13 protein-coding genes and 1 riboswitch are annotated in these 14,625 nt (G+C 58.0%); of the genes, 5 read left to right on the top strand and 8 right to left on the bottom strand.

The window, feature by feature from the left end:
• The first annotated feature begins 38 nt into the window (after positions 1–38).
• A complete protein-coding gene (locus BOSE62_RS04690) occupies positions 39–968 on the top strand; it encodes an acyl-CoA thioesterase (RefSeq protein ID WP_159642511.1) in 930 nt (309 codons plus the stop codon).
• A 3-nt stretch (positions 969–971) separates the two neighbouring features.
• On the opposite strand, the gene BOSE62_RS04685 is transcribed toward BOSE62_RS04690, so the two are convergent.
• The 4 genes from BOSE62_RS04685 to BOSE62_RS04670 all read right to left on the bottom strand — a co-directional run bounded on the left by BOSE62_RS04685 (position 972) and on the right by BOSE62_RS04670 (position 6,210).
• Positions 972–2,714 (bottom strand): class I adenylate-forming enzyme family protein, encoded by a 1,743-nt coding sequence (locus tag BOSE62_RS04685; RefSeq protein ID WP_443028803.1) that lies wholly within the window; start codon positions 2,712–2,714, stop codon positions 972–974.
• A 30-nt stretch (positions 2,715–2,744) separates the two neighbouring features.
• A complete protein-coding gene (locus BOSE62_RS04680; protein ID WP_159642509.1) occupies positions 2,745–4,781 on the bottom strand; it encodes a 3-hydroxyacyl-CoA dehydrogenase NAD-binding domain-containing protein in 2,037 nt (678 codons plus the stop codon).
• Positions 4,782–5,184: 403 nt separating this feature from the next.
• Positions 5,185–5,505, bottom strand: a complete 321-nt coding sequence (locus BOSE62_RS04675; RefSeq protein ID WP_159642507.1) for a DUF6481 family protein — start codon at positions 5,503–5,505, stop codon at positions 5,185–5,187.
• 357 nt (positions 5,506–5,862) lie between these two features.
• Positions 5,863–6,210 carry a hypothetical protein gene (locus tag BOSE62_RS04670; RefSeq protein WP_159642505.1) on the bottom strand — a complete coding sequence of 116 codons (348 nt, stop codon included), beginning with the start codon at positions 6,208–6,210 and terminating at the stop codon, positions 5,863–5,865.
• A 205-nt stretch (positions 6,211–6,415) separates the two neighbouring features.
• A riboswitch (cobalamin riboswitch) is annotated at positions 6,416–6,625 on the top strand.
• 81 nt (positions 6,626–6,706) lie between these two features.
• Here BOSE62_RS04670 and BOSE62_RS04665 point away from each other — a divergent pair.
• From BOSE62_RS04665 to BOSE62_RS04655, 3 genes are read left to right on the top strand one after another with little or no spacing between them, the layout of a single operon-like run.
• A complete protein-coding gene (locus tag BOSE62_RS04665; RefSeq protein ID WP_159642503.1) occupies positions 6,707–8,644 on the top strand; it encodes a TonB-dependent receptor plug domain-containing protein in 1,938 nt (645 codons plus the stop codon).
• Positions 8,645–8,671: 27 nt separating this feature from the next.
• Positions 8,672–9,220 (top strand): hypothetical protein, encoded by a 549-nt coding sequence (locus BOSE62_RS04660; RefSeq protein ID WP_159642501.1) that lies wholly within the window; start codon positions 8,672–8,674, stop codon positions 9,218–9,220.
• Complete coding sequence (locus tag BOSE62_RS04655; RefSeq protein WP_159642499.1) at positions 9,217–10,140, top strand: cobalamin-binding protein; 924 nt, start codon at positions 9,217–9,219, stop codon at positions 10,138–10,140. Before BOSE62_RS04660 ends, BOSE62_RS04655 begins: the two co-directional genes overlap by 4 nt.
• Positions 10,141–10,356: 216 nt before the next feature.
• On the opposite strand, the gene lpdA is transcribed toward BOSE62_RS04655, so the two are convergent.
• Genes lpdA through BOSE62_RS04640 form a run of 3 tightly spaced genes read right to left on the bottom strand, consistent with a single transcriptional unit; the run spans position 10,357 to position 13,481 of the window.
• Positions 10,357–11,769 (bottom strand): dihydrolipoyl dehydrogenase, encoded by a 1,413-nt coding sequence (gene lpdA / locus BOSE62_RS04650; RefSeq protein WP_159642497.1) that lies wholly within the window; start codon positions 11,767–11,769, stop codon positions 10,357–10,359.
• Between the two features lie 21 nt (positions 11,770–11,790).
• Positions 11,791–12,174 carry an acyl-CoA thioesterase gene (locus BOSE62_RS04645; RefSeq protein WP_236553835.1) on the bottom strand — a complete coding sequence of 128 codons (384 nt, stop codon included), beginning with the start codon at positions 12,172–12,174 and terminating at the stop codon, positions 11,791–11,793.
• Positions 12,171–13,481, bottom strand: coding sequence for a pyruvate dehydrogenase complex dihydrolipoamide acetyltransferase (locus BOSE62_RS04640; protein ID WP_159642495.1), 1,311 nt, complete (start codon positions 13,479–13,481; stop codon positions 12,171–12,173). The genes BOSE62_RS04645 and BOSE62_RS04640 overlap by 4 nt, the downstream gene beginning before the upstream one ends.
• 136 nt (positions 13,482–13,617) lie before the next feature.
• Here BOSE62_RS04640 and BOSE62_RS04635 point away from each other — a divergent pair, with 136 nt between their 5' ends.
• On the top strand, positions 13,618–14,073 hold the full coding sequence (locus tag BOSE62_RS04635) for a universal stress protein (RefSeq protein ID WP_159642493.1): 456 nt from the start codon (positions 13,618–13,620) through the stop codon (positions 14,071–14,073).
• On the opposite strand, the gene BOSE62_RS04630 is transcribed toward BOSE62_RS04635, so the two are convergent.
• Positions 14,070–14,600: a peroxiredoxin-like family protein gene (locus BOSE62_RS04630; protein WP_159642491.1), complete on the bottom strand. Its 531-nt coding sequence runs from the start codon at positions 14,598–14,600 to the stop codon at positions 14,070–14,072. The two genes, BOSE62_RS04635 and BOSE62_RS04630, sit on opposite strands and share 4 nt — an antisense overlap.
• Positions 14,601–14,625 lie beyond the last annotated feature (25 nt).

Below are 14,625 nucleotides of genomic sequence, written 5' to 3'. Positions count from 1 at the left end.
CGTCGGACCATGATTGATTACAAGGAATAGTAACAGCTTTGCATAAATTAACAGACGAACAAGTCGCGCGGCGGCTAGCCACCGCTGAGGCCCATCGCAACTCGGTACCGGCAGATGAGCTGATCGCCGGATTGCTCCGCACTTTCACGCTCACTGCGGACGGGAATGACGAATTCATTTATCCGGCTTTGAGTTCCACCACGCGTGAGCGGATTTTCGGTGGCCAGGTGATTGCCCAGGCGATTGTCGCGGCAGACCGGACGGTCGATGACGAGAAAAATATCCATTCGCTCCACTCCTATTTCCTGCGGGCCGGCGACGAAACCAAGCCGCTGCATTTTCGGGTGCACCGCGACTTTGACGGACGCAGCATTTCCAATCGCCGGGTTGTTGTCCGTCAAAATGACAAAGTGATATTCAATCTGACCGCTTCCTTCCAGAAACCGGCGGAAGGGCTACATCATCAGGTAGATATGCCCGATGTCTTGCCGCCGGCAGACTGTATGACCGCGATGGAGCAAATTGCCCGGAACCCTGAGGTTTCGGACGATCATATCGAGCGGATGAGTATGCCGAGACCCTTTGAAATCCGCAGCTTTGAACCCGAAGGCAAAACAAGCCACGCACATCAATATCAATGGTTCAGGACCATCGCTCCCCTGCCCGATGACCCGCTGACCCACAAGGCAACCCTGGCCTTCGCCTCTGACATGGGACTGCTGTCGACATCCATGATACCGCATGGCCTGCACTGGACGACGCCCGGACTATTCTCGACCAGCCTTGATCATGCCATGTGGTTCCATGACGATTTCAGAATGGACCAGTGGGTCTGCTACGTGATGGACAGCGACTGGACCGGCAATACGCGCGGCCTCAACCGCGGCTCACTATACCGGCAAGACGGCACGCTGATTGCTTCTGCTGTTCAGGAAGGCCTTATGCGCCTGACGCCGCCGAGCGCTTGAGCCTCAGAACAGCGCCTTCAGGTCCTTCTTCAGGATTTTTCCGTTGGCGTTGCGCGGCAGGCTTTCGGTCCGGAAGAGCACTTTTACCGGCACGTTGAATGCAGCCATCCTTTCCCGGACCCATTGCTGAATTTCCGTCTCGCTGGCGGTCTTTCCCGGAGCCAGTTGCACGATAGCCGCCGGTTCTTCGCCCAGTGTTTTGTGGTCGACACCGACGAGAGCGGCATCCATGACCGCCGGATGATCATAGAGAATATTTTCCACCTCGGACGAGTAGATATTTTCGCCGCCCCGAATGATCATGTCTTTGGCGCGGTCGACGATATGGCAGAAGCCTTCTTCATCCAGTCGCGCCAGATCGCCGGTGCGCACCCAGCCATTGACGAAGGTTTCAGCGGTTGCTTCCGGACGGTTCCAATAGCCTTTGACCACCATCGGGCCGCGGGCCCAGAGTTCGCCGACTTCGCCGACCGGCATTTCCTGATTGCCGTCATCGCTCATGATTTTCAGGTCGGCGGCGGCCACCGGCGGGCCGCAACTGGTCGGGCGATTGAGATAATCCTCGGCCGTATGCGTCGTCACCGTCGCCATGGTTTCGGTCATGCCCCAGCCATTACCGGGCAGCGCGCCAAACACTTCGTAAATCTTCCTGGCAAGCTCGGGCGCCGAGGGCGCGCCGCCATAGGCGATGGAATCGATGGAGCTCAGATCATATTGGTCGCGATCCGGATGTTCGATAAGCTGCCACGCGATGAACGGGACCCCGCCGGTTGAATTGACCTTTTCCTTCTCGATGATTTCCATCGCCCGGACGGTATCCCATTTGTGCAGAAAGACCATTTTATGGCCGCCGTGAACGGTCGGCATCATGATCGCCGAACAGGCAGTGCAATGGAACATCGGAACCACGGTCAGACCGACGCGCACCGCCGGCTCGGGAAGTTCGTCGCCGCGTCGCAAGGCTGCCGCCGCGCCGGAATAGCCGACCGAGACGGCATTGGTGGTGAGGTTGCGGTGCGAACCCAGCGCGCCTTTGGGCTGTCCGGTCGTGCCGCTAGTGTAGAAAATTGTCGCCGGATCATCAGGCGCAATATCAACCGCCGGCAGCTTCTGATCCGGTAGATCGGCGTAGGCATTGGGTCGACCGATAATATCTTCCAGCGCGCGCGCCGGGTTTGCCAAAGCGGCCTGTCCGCGTGCCACGATGATATGTTTCAGATCGGGCAAGTCCGCCATATGCGGCGCGATCCGGTCCCATCGCTCGGCGTCGCAAAGCAGCACGCTGGTCTGCGAATTGGTCAGTCCGAAAACCAGTTCCTGATCGGTCCACCACGCGTTTAGCGGGACAACAATTGCGCCAATCGACGCTGCGGCAAAGAAGATCACCGGCCATTCGGGCAAATTCCGCATTGCCAGCGAAACCCGGTCGCCCTTGGACACGCCGATATTGTGAAGCTCCGACGCCAGAGCGGCAACGGCGCGATACCAGGCCTCATAGGTTACGCGCTCATCTGCATAGATCAGAAATTCGCTGTCACCATGGCTCCGGGCATGGTCCGCCAGGGCGGCCAACGTGGGATGGGCATTTTTCCAGACGCGGGTCGGCACCCCGTCTATATCGACCATCTCCATTTCAAACGGCTGACCGGGTGCGCACAATATGGCTTCCACATCCTTGCGCGATCGTACGGGCCATCCAGCGGGCGGTGTCCACTTTTCCAGCGAATCTCGTGCTTCAACTGACAAATTTTTCTCTCCTGATCGACAAGCGTGGGCCTATCCGTTGAACGTGCCTCCTTCATCGGCTTTTTCCTTCAGCAGTTTTGCGACCGGCAATCCGTGTTTTACCAGACCGGCCACGATTTCGCCGAGCCCGATCGTATCGGCCCAGAACATCGGCCCTCCGGTATAAAGCGGCCAGCCATAGCCGTTGATCCAGACGACATCGATATCGCTCGCCCGCTGCGCCATGCCTTCTTCGAGGATTTTCGCGCCTTCATTGACCATCGGATAGAGCAGTCGCTCCCGGATCTCGTCTTTCGAAATTTCACGCTGTTCCTTGCCGGCCTTGGCGGCGAATTCGGCGATGATCTTCCTGACTTCATCAGAGGGCGTGCGTTGCCTCGCTTCATCATAATCGTAAAATCCCTTGCCGACCTTCTGGCCCCAGCGACCGGTTGCGCATAAGGCATCCCGCAAGCTTTCGATGCGATCCGGATCGCGATGCCAGCCGATATCGACGCCGGCCAGATCGGACATCTGGAACGGGCCCATCGGAAAACCGAAATCGAGCAAGACATCGTCGACGTCCCAGTAATTGGCCCCTTCCACGATCATTGCATTGGCCTGCTCCTGGCGGGGGCTGAGCATCCGGTTGCCGATAAATCCGGGACAGACGCCGGAAACCGCAGCAACCTTGCCAATCTTCTTAGACAGTTTCATTGCCGTCATCAGCACATTGTCGGCCGTTTTCTCGCCGCGCACGATTTCGAGCAATTTCATCACATTGGCGGGCGAGAAAAAGTGCAGGCCGAGAACATATTCCGGTCGCTTCGTGACCGCAGCAATTTCGTCAATATTCAGATAGCTGGTGTTGCTGGCCAGTATTGCGCCCTGTTTCACAATGCCGTCGAGCTTGGTGAATACGTCTTTTTTAACATTCATATTTTCGAACACCGCTTCGATCACCAGATCGCAGTCAGCCAGATCATCATAAGACAGGCTGGGCGTCAGAATGCTCATGGCATCTTCGACTTGCTGCTGGGTCATACGACCGCGCTTGGCCGTATTCTCGTAATTTTTGCGGATCACGCCAACGCCGCGGTCGAGCGCTTCTTCTTTCAGTTCGACAATAGTCACCGGGATGCCCGCGGACAGAAAATTCATGGCAATACCACCGCCCATGGTCCCGGCCCCCAGGATGCCGACCTTCATGATCGGGATAAGATCGATATTGGGGTCGATACCGTCAATCTTATTGGCGGCGCGTTCGGCAAAGAAATAGTGCCGCATGGCTGCCGACTGGGTCCCGGTCATCAGCTTGGTGAAAAGCTCGCGCTCCTTGGCGACGCCTTCGACATAGGAAAGTAGCCCGGCAGCCTTCACCGCCTGAATAGCGGCTTCCGGCGCGTCAAATCCGCGAATTTTGCGACCGTTTTTCTGCCGGAACTCATCAAAGATAGCGGGGTTTTTCACGCCATCCTGATTGGCCGTGCCTTCGGAAGAGCGTGGCGGCTCCTTGCCAATCTGTTCGCGGGCGAAGGCAATGGCGTCATCGGCCAGGCTGTCTTCGCCAACCAGCTTGTCAACCAAACCGATAGCGTGCGCCTTTTGCGCCGAAATCGGATTGCCAATAACCACCAGTGGCAAGGCCGCTTCGGCCCCAACAACTCGCGGCAGGCGCTGGGTCCCGGCCGCACCTGGAATCAGGCCCAATTTCACCTCCGGCAGCCCCATTTTTGCCGAAGGAACCGCCACCCGGTAATGACAGGCGAGAGCCACTTCACAGCCCCCGCCCAAAGCGGTGCCGTGGATCGCCGCGACCACCGGCTTGCTGCTCGCTTCGAGCCGGTCAATCGCCTGCCCCAGATCGGGCCCCTTCATTGGTTTGCCAAATTCTGAAATGTCGGCGCCGGCAAAAAAAGTCCGTCCGTCGCAGCGGATAACCACAGCCTCGACTTCGTCATCGGACAAGGCTTGATCGATACCGTCGCACAATCCTTGGCGAACGACCGATCCCAGCGCGTTAACCGGAGGGTTGTCCGAAAAGATGACCAGGACATTGCCATGCTTTTCCGTTGTCACGACAGACATTCTTCTCTCCTCTATATTTATAGTTGGATGCAGAACAGATGCGGTGCGCCGTGTCAATTGGGTTGGCCAACGCGAGAACAGCCGGACAGTCCGCCCGGTGAACCGTTCGGCCGCCAACTTGGGTAAATCAGGGGTCAGACATATGCGCACCGATCAATATGCATCGCCCGCCGGTCGGGGCCACCGGATTGATCCTTGTGTAGGGTCCGTACACACGGCCACAAGTCGATAATTCAACGTCGTCGTTGAACCGAATAGGGCTGATCCGGGAGACCGGAGAGGGTGTATAGAGGCAGCCGAGCACATAGCCGGCAGCCCAACCGGTCTCGCGTTATGTTCTTCAGTCAAGCCGAACGGGCTGGCGATCCGGTCCGAAAAGTCTGTCGAACCTGGCGCCCGAGATTTATTTCCGGCGTTTTTTCCGCTTGGCATAGCGCTCATCGCGAGCGGCCTTTTTTTCCGCTTCCGTGAGTCCCAAGGCAAGCTTCGGCTTGGCTTTTTCCTTTACCGCCTTGCGCTCCGCTTTCGCCTGTTCAAAGGCCGCGCGCTTTGCTTCGCTCGCCGCCGCCTGCTTTTCCTCGCGCGCAAGTTGCGCGGCCTTGCGTTCGGCAATGACCTCATCGCTCAGCGGCGGTTTTTCTTTCAGCTTCTTGAGGGCAGCCTGTTTGGCTTTGGCTGCCATCTGCGTGCGTTCCTGGAAAGTCGGTGGTGTGAATGGCGGCATTTGAGTTTATATGTCCTCGATCGTGCGATTGGCCCGTGCACGCCGATAAATTCCCGCACAGAGGTGCAGCCCGTACAGCCATTGGTGCTATCGGGCAATGTTTTAGCGTCCGCACGCGATTATATTAGGTCGCGACGGTGACGGGGCATGAACGCTTTTCGATCTGGTTCCAGGAAAGGCCGCCGATCAGGGCGGGTAAAATCACCTGCGAACAGCGCCCGAAACGATGCGCGCAGGCAAAATTCGCGATTGATCAGCGGTATCTGGAATCGTCAAAATATCTGACACGGCCCCGGCCACTATCCATCCCCTGCCCCGCGCTCCAGCGCGGACACTGACAATGCCGCCGGTCCGGTTTCAGTCCTGCTTCACGGGGCGCGTACTGGAACTCGCATAACCGGCATAGCTGTCGGTAAAGGCATATAGAACGCCGTCGGCTTCTTCCTTGGCAAACTGGGCCGCTTCCTCGTCCGAACTGCCGTAAGTTATCTCATCTTTTGTGATGGCGGAGATCATCGCATCGCGCTCAGCGGTACAAGCTGTCTTTGCGGCCTTTTTAAACGCGCCGGTGCCAGTCTTCTCATCCAGCTGCGCTGTTGTGAAGTCGACGAGACAGTTGGAATAGGCAACCCGCGCGGTTTCCGCATCGGCAATTGTTGCGGCTGAAACGGTGCTGAACAAGGCAATACTCAAAAATGCAATCATGACTATCATTCCTAAAGTGAGGCCTCATCCTATAGCATAACTGGAATTCAGGAGCGAAGCAGATTCCACCCTCACCCTGTTAAATTTTACCTTCCGGAATCAGCCTGAATGCTGTTGCCGACGCACACACGATGGTGAAAATGGATAGGCCCCTCGTCCCAATCCGATTGAAATTTGGGCTTGCAACTCGAATCGTTTTCGACGAATGGGGCGCCAGATATCGGGTTTCTCTTAATCGAGAATTTAAAGGGAAATCGGTGAGAAGCTGGCTCTGGCCCCTTCAAATCCGGTACTGCCCCCGCAACTGTAAGCGGCTAGCCGATATGCCATATGCCACTGGATCTGCGGATCTGGGAAGGCGGCATATCGACAGCGATCCGCAAGTCAGGAGACCTGCCCTATATCGTCGTTCTTCAGCCGGACGGGGTGTGTCGGGTGAACGGGGCTTTTCCCTGCGTAACGGCAATATTGGTCGTTAACATAAGGGAATATTCCAATGCCTAAATTCACACTATTGACTGCTCAGCTTCTGGGCAGCGCCGCTCTATTATCCGGGTCTGCCGCTTTCGCGCAGGACAGCACCGCTGCGGACGACCGCGATGATCTGATCGTCGTCACCGGAACGCGCTCCGGCGAAGCCATCGCGCCGGATATCCATGCAGGCTCTCTGACCGTTATCGACAGCAGCCAGATCATCAACCGTCAGGTGCGCGAGGTCTCAGAAGTGCTGCGCGACGTCCCCGGAGTCGCGGTCAGCGTCGTCGCCGGCCAGACCCAGCTGCGTTTGCGCGGTGCCGAAGGAAATCACACGCTGTTCCTGATCGACGGGATCGAGGTGTCTGACCCCTTTTTCGGCGAGTTTGATGTCGGAACCCTGATCGCCGATGATTCAGCCCAGATCGAGATTTTGAGAGGCCAGCAAAGCGCGCTTTATGGATCGGATGCCATTGGCGGTGTGGTGCATTACCGGACCCTCAGCGGCGAAGCCGCGCCCGGCCTTTCCGCCCGGATCGAGGCAGGCTCGTTCAACAGCTTCAACAGCGCGGCCCGGTTCGGCGGGAAGAGCGGCGCATTCGACTATGTGGTTACTGCGTCGATGGTTAGCACCGATGGCCAGCCCAATGCCCGCGGCGGGACCCGTGACCTGGGCAGCGACAGCGCAGCCTTCGGATTTGTCGGCAATCTGCAGGCGGCCGACAATCTTCGTTTCGGCATCGTCACCCGCTATTCGGAAAATAGCGGAGATTTCAACGGGACCGAGAGCGATCCAACAACTGCAAATTTCGGGCAAATTATCGACAGTCCGGGCAAAGGGTTCGAAAATGACGGCCTCTATGGCCTGGTTAAAGCCGAGCTGGATCTGCTGGACGGTCGCTGGACCCATCGGGCGTCGGCCCAATTCGCCAATAGCGAGCGACGCGGCTATTCCGGTGGTTCGCAAAACTCTGGCAGCATCGGCAAACGCCTCAAGGGGAGCTATGAAACCACCGCGAAATTCACCGGTGGGGCGATCGAGCACCGGGTGACTTTTGCCGCCGACCTCGAGCGGGAAACCTACCGGAACGATGATCCGTCCGGCTTCGCCTTTACCGGTGAACGGAGTAACGAGAATCTCGGTCTTGTTGGCCTCTATGAACTGGAGGCCGGTGGTCGCGCATCGTTCAGCGCAGCAATCAGATATGATGACAACGAACGCTTCGCCAATGTCACCACCTATCGCGTGCAAGGCGCCTATCTGCTGCCCACAGGTACACGGCTGCAGGCGGCTTATGGCACCGGCGTCAAAAACCCCGGATTTTTTGAACTGTTCGGCTATTTTGACGGCATATATATAGGCAATCCGGATCTGAACCCGGAAAAGTCGGAAGGATGGGAAATTGGCGTCACGCAGAATTTCCTTGACGGTCGGGGCAAGATCGGACTGACTTATTTCGAAAGCCAGCTGGAAGACGAAATCTATACAACCTATCTGCCGCCCACCTTTGCTGCGACGCCGGCCAATCGGGACAGCCTTTCCAAACGCGATGGCGTGGAAAGCTGGCTGGAAATCGATCTGGATGACAGCTGGCGGATCAACGGCAACTACACCTATCTGCGCGCACGCGAAAACGGCGTGCAGGAAGTCCGGCGGCCGAAACATATCGGCAGCATCGCCATTGACTGGCACTTGCCGGACGACAAGGCCGGGGTGACATTGGTGGCGCGCTACAACGGATCACAGCAGGATGTGGCCTTTACCGATCCGAGCTATGTGCCGGTGGATGTCCGGCTTGATGATTATCTGTTGATCAATTTGAACGGCCGGGTGAAGCTGGCCAGCAACATCGAGCTGTTTGGCCGCGTTGAAAACCTGTTCAATGAGCGTTATGAGCAGGTGTTCAGTTTCGTTTCGCCCGGTAGGTCTGTCTACGCCGGCATTCGCGGTCAGTTTTGAATTCAGGAAAATAGAGGGAAACATGTTATGACGACGCAAACTATGTCCGGAAAGGCCGAGAATATCTGGGCCGCAACCGTTGCAGGCGCTTCCGTTCTCGGAAGCTGGATATTTGCCTGCATCATGCCGTTCACCGCAATCGGTGTATTGCTGGCCGCGACCATGCCGTTGCGCAAGGCGATGACATGGATGGCCGGGGTCTGGCTCTCCAACCAGTTGGTTGGCTATCTGATTCTCGACTATCCCCGCACCATGAACAGCTTTGCCCACGGTGGCAGCCTGCTGGTGGCCAGCATGGCCGGCCTGATGGTCGCCCATCACGTCCTGAAATGGCGCAAGGACAGCGGAATCGCCAGCCTGGGCATCGCTTTTGTCGCAGCGTTCACGACCTATGAAGCCCTGCTTTACGTTGCTGCACTCTATCTCGGTGGCATCGCAAATTTTGCAGCGGATATCGTCTGGCTGATTGCCAGGAATGACATGATATGGTTCGCCGGCCTGCTGGCTGTGCGCACGGTGCTGACCCGTGCCCTGCCCCGCTTCTACGCACCACAGCTGGCAGCACGTTCCGCATGAGCAGCGACCTGCGTGTCGTATCCCTGTTGCCCAGTGCCACGGAAATTGCCGTGGCACTGGGTCTCAAACCCAATATCGTCGGACGGTCGCACGAATGCGATTTTCCCGCTTTCGTCGGCGACCTGCCGATCTGCACCTCGACCAAATTGGAAAAGGGCCTGCAATCGGACGAGATCGACAAGCGAGTCCAGGAAATCGTGCGCCAGGGTCTATCGGTTTACGAAGTCGATACGCCATTGCTGCAGTCGTTGAAACCGGATGTCATCCTGACCCAGTCGCAATGCGCGGTCTGTGCGGTCACCCCCAATGACCTGGAAGAAGCGCTGGCAAGCTGGATCGGCCAGAAACCACAGCTCATCTCGCTCGCTCCCGACAATCTCGACGACGTATGGCGGGATTTCCGCAGTGTGGGCGAAGCGGTCGGACGGACCGGCGAGGCCGAGCAGGTGATAGCCGGTCTGCAGGAGCGCCTGCGCAAGCTGGGTGAGGGCAGGAAGCACCAGCCGAGCGTCGCCGCGATCGAATGGATCGAACCGCTGATGGTGGCCGGGAACTGGGTTCCCGAACTGATCGAGATCGCCGGCGGACAATCCCTGTTCGCCGAAGCGGGCCAACACTCGCCGTGGCTCGAGTGGGACGACCTGCTTGAATCCGACCCCGACAAGATAATTTTCATGCCCTGCGGCTATCAGATCGACCAGACGCTGGCGGAAATGCCGACCATGGTGAAGCACCCGCATTGGGCAAAATTGACGGCGGTCAAAAATGGCGAAGTTTTCCTCGCCGACGGCCATCATTTCTTCAATCGGCCGGGCCCCCGCCTGGTCGAGTCTGCCCAGATCATCGCCGATATATTATATGCCGAGTCCGGCGATAATGGCGACCTGTCGAAAGGCTGGATCCGCTGGACCAGCGAATGATGACCGGGGCAGCGCACCGATCGTGACCCAATCTTTTGCTGCAATGGCCCCGGTAAAATGACAGCCGTACATTTGCGGCCGGTTCACCCCCTTAGCGTGAATCAGCAACCCTTGCGCGTTCACTCTGCACCTGCGGCGACGACGAGCTTGTTTCCCGTCCTTATCCTCTCCGGAGAAAAGGACGGAAAGCGGCCTCCTGCCTGAGCAGGAACACCGTTACATATGCAGAACGCGCCCGTAAGCGTCCAGCACGCTTTCGTGCATCATTTCGCTCAGCGTCGGATGCGGGAAGACCGTGTTGGCCAGCTCCGCCTCGGTTGTTTCCAGCGTCTTGCCGATAGTATAGCCTTGGATCAGTTCGGTCACTTCTGCGCCAATCATATGGGCACCGAGCAATTCGCCGGTCTTGGCGTCAAATACCGTCTTGATAAAGCCTTCGGTCTCGCCCAGCGCAATCGCCTTGCCATTGCCGATGAAGGGAAATTTGCCAACCTTGACGTCATGACCCGCTTCCTTGGCCTTGGCTTCGGTCAGGCCGACGCTGGCGATCTGCGGGTGGCAATAGGTGCAGCCGGGGATATTGTTGACGTCCATGGCGTGTGGATGACCGTCCTTGCCCATGGACTGGGCGATGGCTTCCGCCGCGATGACGCCTTCATGGCTTGCCTTGTGTGCCAGCCACGGGCCGGCGGTGCAGTCACCGATCGCGTAGATGCCATCGATGTTGGTCCGGCAATATTCGTCGGTTTTGATATGATAGCGTTCGTCCGGCTGGACACCCAGTTCGTCCAGACCGATGGTCTCGATATTGGGCTGGATACCCACAGCCACGATGACATGGCTGAAATCGTGGACATCTTTCTTGCCCTTGCTGTCCTCGATCTCCGCCTTGACGCCCTTGTCGCCGGTTTCGATGCTTTTCACGCCAGCACCGGTCATGATCGTCATGCCCTGCTTTTTCAGCGACTTTTCAAGGAATTTCGAGATTTCCTCGTCTTCCACCGGCACGATCCGGTCGAGCATCTCCACAACCGTAACATCAACGCCGATATCATTGTAGAAGCTGGCAAATTCGATGCCGATCGCGCCGGAGCCGATGACTAGCAACTTGGTCGGTGTTTCGGTCGGGGTCATCGCGTGGCGATAGGTCCAGATGCGTTTGCCGTCCGCCTTGGCAAAAGGCAGGTCACGGGCGCGCGCGCCGGTCGCGATGATGATATTCTTGGCCTCAAGCTCTTCCTCGCCCTTGTCGGTCTTCACAGTTAGCTTTCCCGGCGCGGTGATCGTGCCATCGCCCATGACGACATCAATCTTGTTCTTCTTCATCAGGCCGGTGACGCCCTGATTGAGTTGCTTGGCAACGCCGCGGGAGCGCTTGACGATGGCATCGAGGTCGGCGCTGATCTTTTCGGCAGCCAGACCATAGTCGGCGGCGTGTTTCATATTGTGAAACACTTCCGCCGAACGCAGCAAAGCCTTGGTCGGGATACAGCCCCAGTTGAGGCAGATACCGCCCAGATTTTCGCGTTCCACAATCGCGGTTTTCAGGCCCAGTTGCGAAGCGCGGATTGCGGCGACATAGCCACCGGGGCCGGAACCGAGAACGATGAGGTCATATCCGTTTGCCATAATATTCCTTTTCGATAATCTTTAATCTAGAGCGGGGACCCGCACAGGCTTCCCGTCTCCGTCAACAGCCACAAATGTGTAGACACCCGATGCAGCTTTGGTCATTTCATCCGCATGCCGGTCACGGCGATATGTTTCGACCTGAACGGTCATCGAACTGCGGCCGATTTTGGAAAATTCCGCATAGACCGACAATTCATCACCAATTTCAACCGGGTGCCCGAAACGGACATCGTTCGCGCCGACTACAACCGACTGGTGCCGACTATGCTGCGCTGCCAGCGCGCCGCCGGCCTGCGCCATCTGCGCCATCAGCCAGCCGCCAAAGGCAACGCCATAAGGATTGCCTTCGGTGGGCATCACGATGGTTCGGATAGCAGGGATTTTTCCGCTCAGTTCCGTCAAGCGAGCATCCCCATTGGATTTTCAACGGTTTCCTTGAACGCCTTCATGAAGGCGGCACCGGTCGCACCATCAATCGCGCGATGGTCAAAGCTGCCGGTAGCGGTCATGATCGTGGCGATCTGGACACTGTCGTCGATCACCACCGGTTTCTTGATGCCGGCGCTAATCGCCAGGATCATCGCCTGCGGCGGATTGATCACCGCATCAAAGGTCGTCACGCCGAACATGCCCATGTTGGACAGGCTCGCAGTGCCGCCCTGATATTCGTGCATCTTGAGTTTGCCGGCCTTGGCGCGCTCGGCAAGATCTTTCATCTCGGTGGCAATGGCGCTGAGCGACTTGGTGTCGGCGCTGGTCACGATCGGTGTGATCAGGCCGCCCTTGATGCTGACCGCAACGGCGATATCGGCGCGCTCATAGCGGATCAGATTATCTTCGGTATAGCTGACATTACAGTCCGGCGCCTGCATCAGCGCAACCGCCTGCGCCTTGATCAGCAAATCGTTGACCGACAATTTGATACCACGCGCTTCGAGCGAAGCGTTGAGTTCGCCGCGCAGTTTCAGCAGCTTGTCGATATTGATATCGATGCTGACGCGATAATGCGGGATGGTCTGCTTGGCCTCGGTCAGGCGGCGCGCGATGGTTTTACGCATGCCGGAAAGTTTCTCGACGGTGTGCGGAATATCGAACTCGCTGCCCGCCGCGGCGCTTTTCTTCGCTGCCGGCGCTGGTGCGGCGATTGGCGCCGGAGCAGCGGCTTCTGCCTTGGCCGGAGCCGTGCCGCCTTCGGCCGCATCAATATCGGCCTTTACGATACGCCCGCCGGGGCCGGAACCGGTCACGGCGGACAGATCGACGCCTTTCTGTTCGGCGAGACGGCGTGCCAGCGGACTGATTTTCAGGCGATCGTCGCCGGACTGGGCAGCAGCCTTCGGCGTCGGTGCCGGGCTGGCCTTTGGCGCCGGCTTCGGTGCCGGAGCCGGTTCTTCCTTTTGCGCTGCTGGTTCTGCGGCTTTTTCCGCTTTTGGTGCAGGCGCGGCTTTTGCATCACCGACATCCTCACCTTCTTCGGCAATGATCGCGATCACATCGCCAACCTTCACATTATCCGTGCCCTCAGCAACCAGTATCTTGGCGATCACCCCCTCGTCGATCGCTTCGAATTCCATGGTCGCCTTGTCGGTTTCAATTTCCGCCAGCAAGTCACCGGAAGATATGCTGTCACCCTCTTTCACCAGCCACTTGGCGAGCGTTCCTTCTTCCATGGTCGGGGAGAGCGCAGGCATTTGGAGGTTAATGGGCATGGCCGGTTATCTTTCCTGAATGAGTCCTGTTATCGCCAAAAGCTGTCCAACATTGCGCCAATGTCGTCAAGGCCAGTCGCTTGCCTTGCGGCTGTTTTTATCGCAACAAGTGTTTTTGACAGGGAGAGGATGGTTCATGCGCACCTATCTGGTAGTAATCGACGAGACCGACGAGGCCAGCCTCGCGCTGCGCTTCGCCTCGCGCCGGGCAATGAAGACGAACAGCGCCCTGCATATTCTGGCGCTGGTGGAGAGCGAGGACTTCGTGGCCTGGGGTGGCGTGCAGGCGACGCTCGAGGAAGAAGCGAAGAGTCGCGCCGAGGCACTGGTCTCCAGCGCGGCCGGCACATTGTTCGAGGAAACGGGCATCCGTCCCTCGATCACGGTCAAACAGGGCAAGGGCCCTAAAGTGGTACGGGAGATGATGGACGAAGTCGACGGCCTGGGCGCACTGGTGCTGGGAGCCGCGGCCACGGGCGCGCCCGGACCGCTGGTCAGTCATTTTGCCGCCACCGAGGCAGGGACTCTGCCCTGCCCGGTGATGGTTGTACCCGGGGCACTGACCAAGGAAGAGATTGACCGGTTGAGCTAGTCCGCTTTTGCCAGTTCGCCGCGGGCGGGATAGTCGTTTTCCAGCGCGAAATCGATACCCTTGAGCAGTTCGTCGAGCGGCGGCCGGGTGAAGGGCATGCTCTGGATGCTGGCGAAATAAAGCGTCTGGTCGGGCCTGACCAGCAGCATCGCCGGTTCGGAGAAGATCGACGGCTCTTTGCTGCCCGGACGACCCGATGAAATATAGAGCCCCATATCGCGGGCCAGATCTTCACCGAGCCCGTAGCCGAGCAGCAAATCGTCAATGCCCCACTCTTCGACCGATTTCTCCGCCCGTTCCTTGCTGTCCATGCTGATCGCGACGACGGTGATACCGCGCTCGGCAAAATCGCCAAGTTTGCGCTGCAAATCGCGCAACTGCATCTTGCAGATCGGGCAGTGCACGCCGCGATAGAATAGCAGCAGCGTGAAATTTTCGCCAAGCCGCTGGCTCAGCTGGAACTGGCCACCATCGATCAGCGGAACCGTGAAATCGGGGACTGTCTGTGTCGGAAGGATATTAGGCATAGGGGGGAATTCCTTTTCTGTTGAT

Source organism: Sphingorhabdus sp. 109 (genome assembly GCF_902506555.1).
Lineage (GTDB): Bacteria > Pseudomonadota > Alphaproteobacteria > Sphingomonadales > Sphingomonadaceae > Parasphingorhabdus.
The sequence above is the reverse complement of the archived record's forward strand: the minus strand, read 5'-3'. Positions and strand labels throughout refer to the sequence as shown.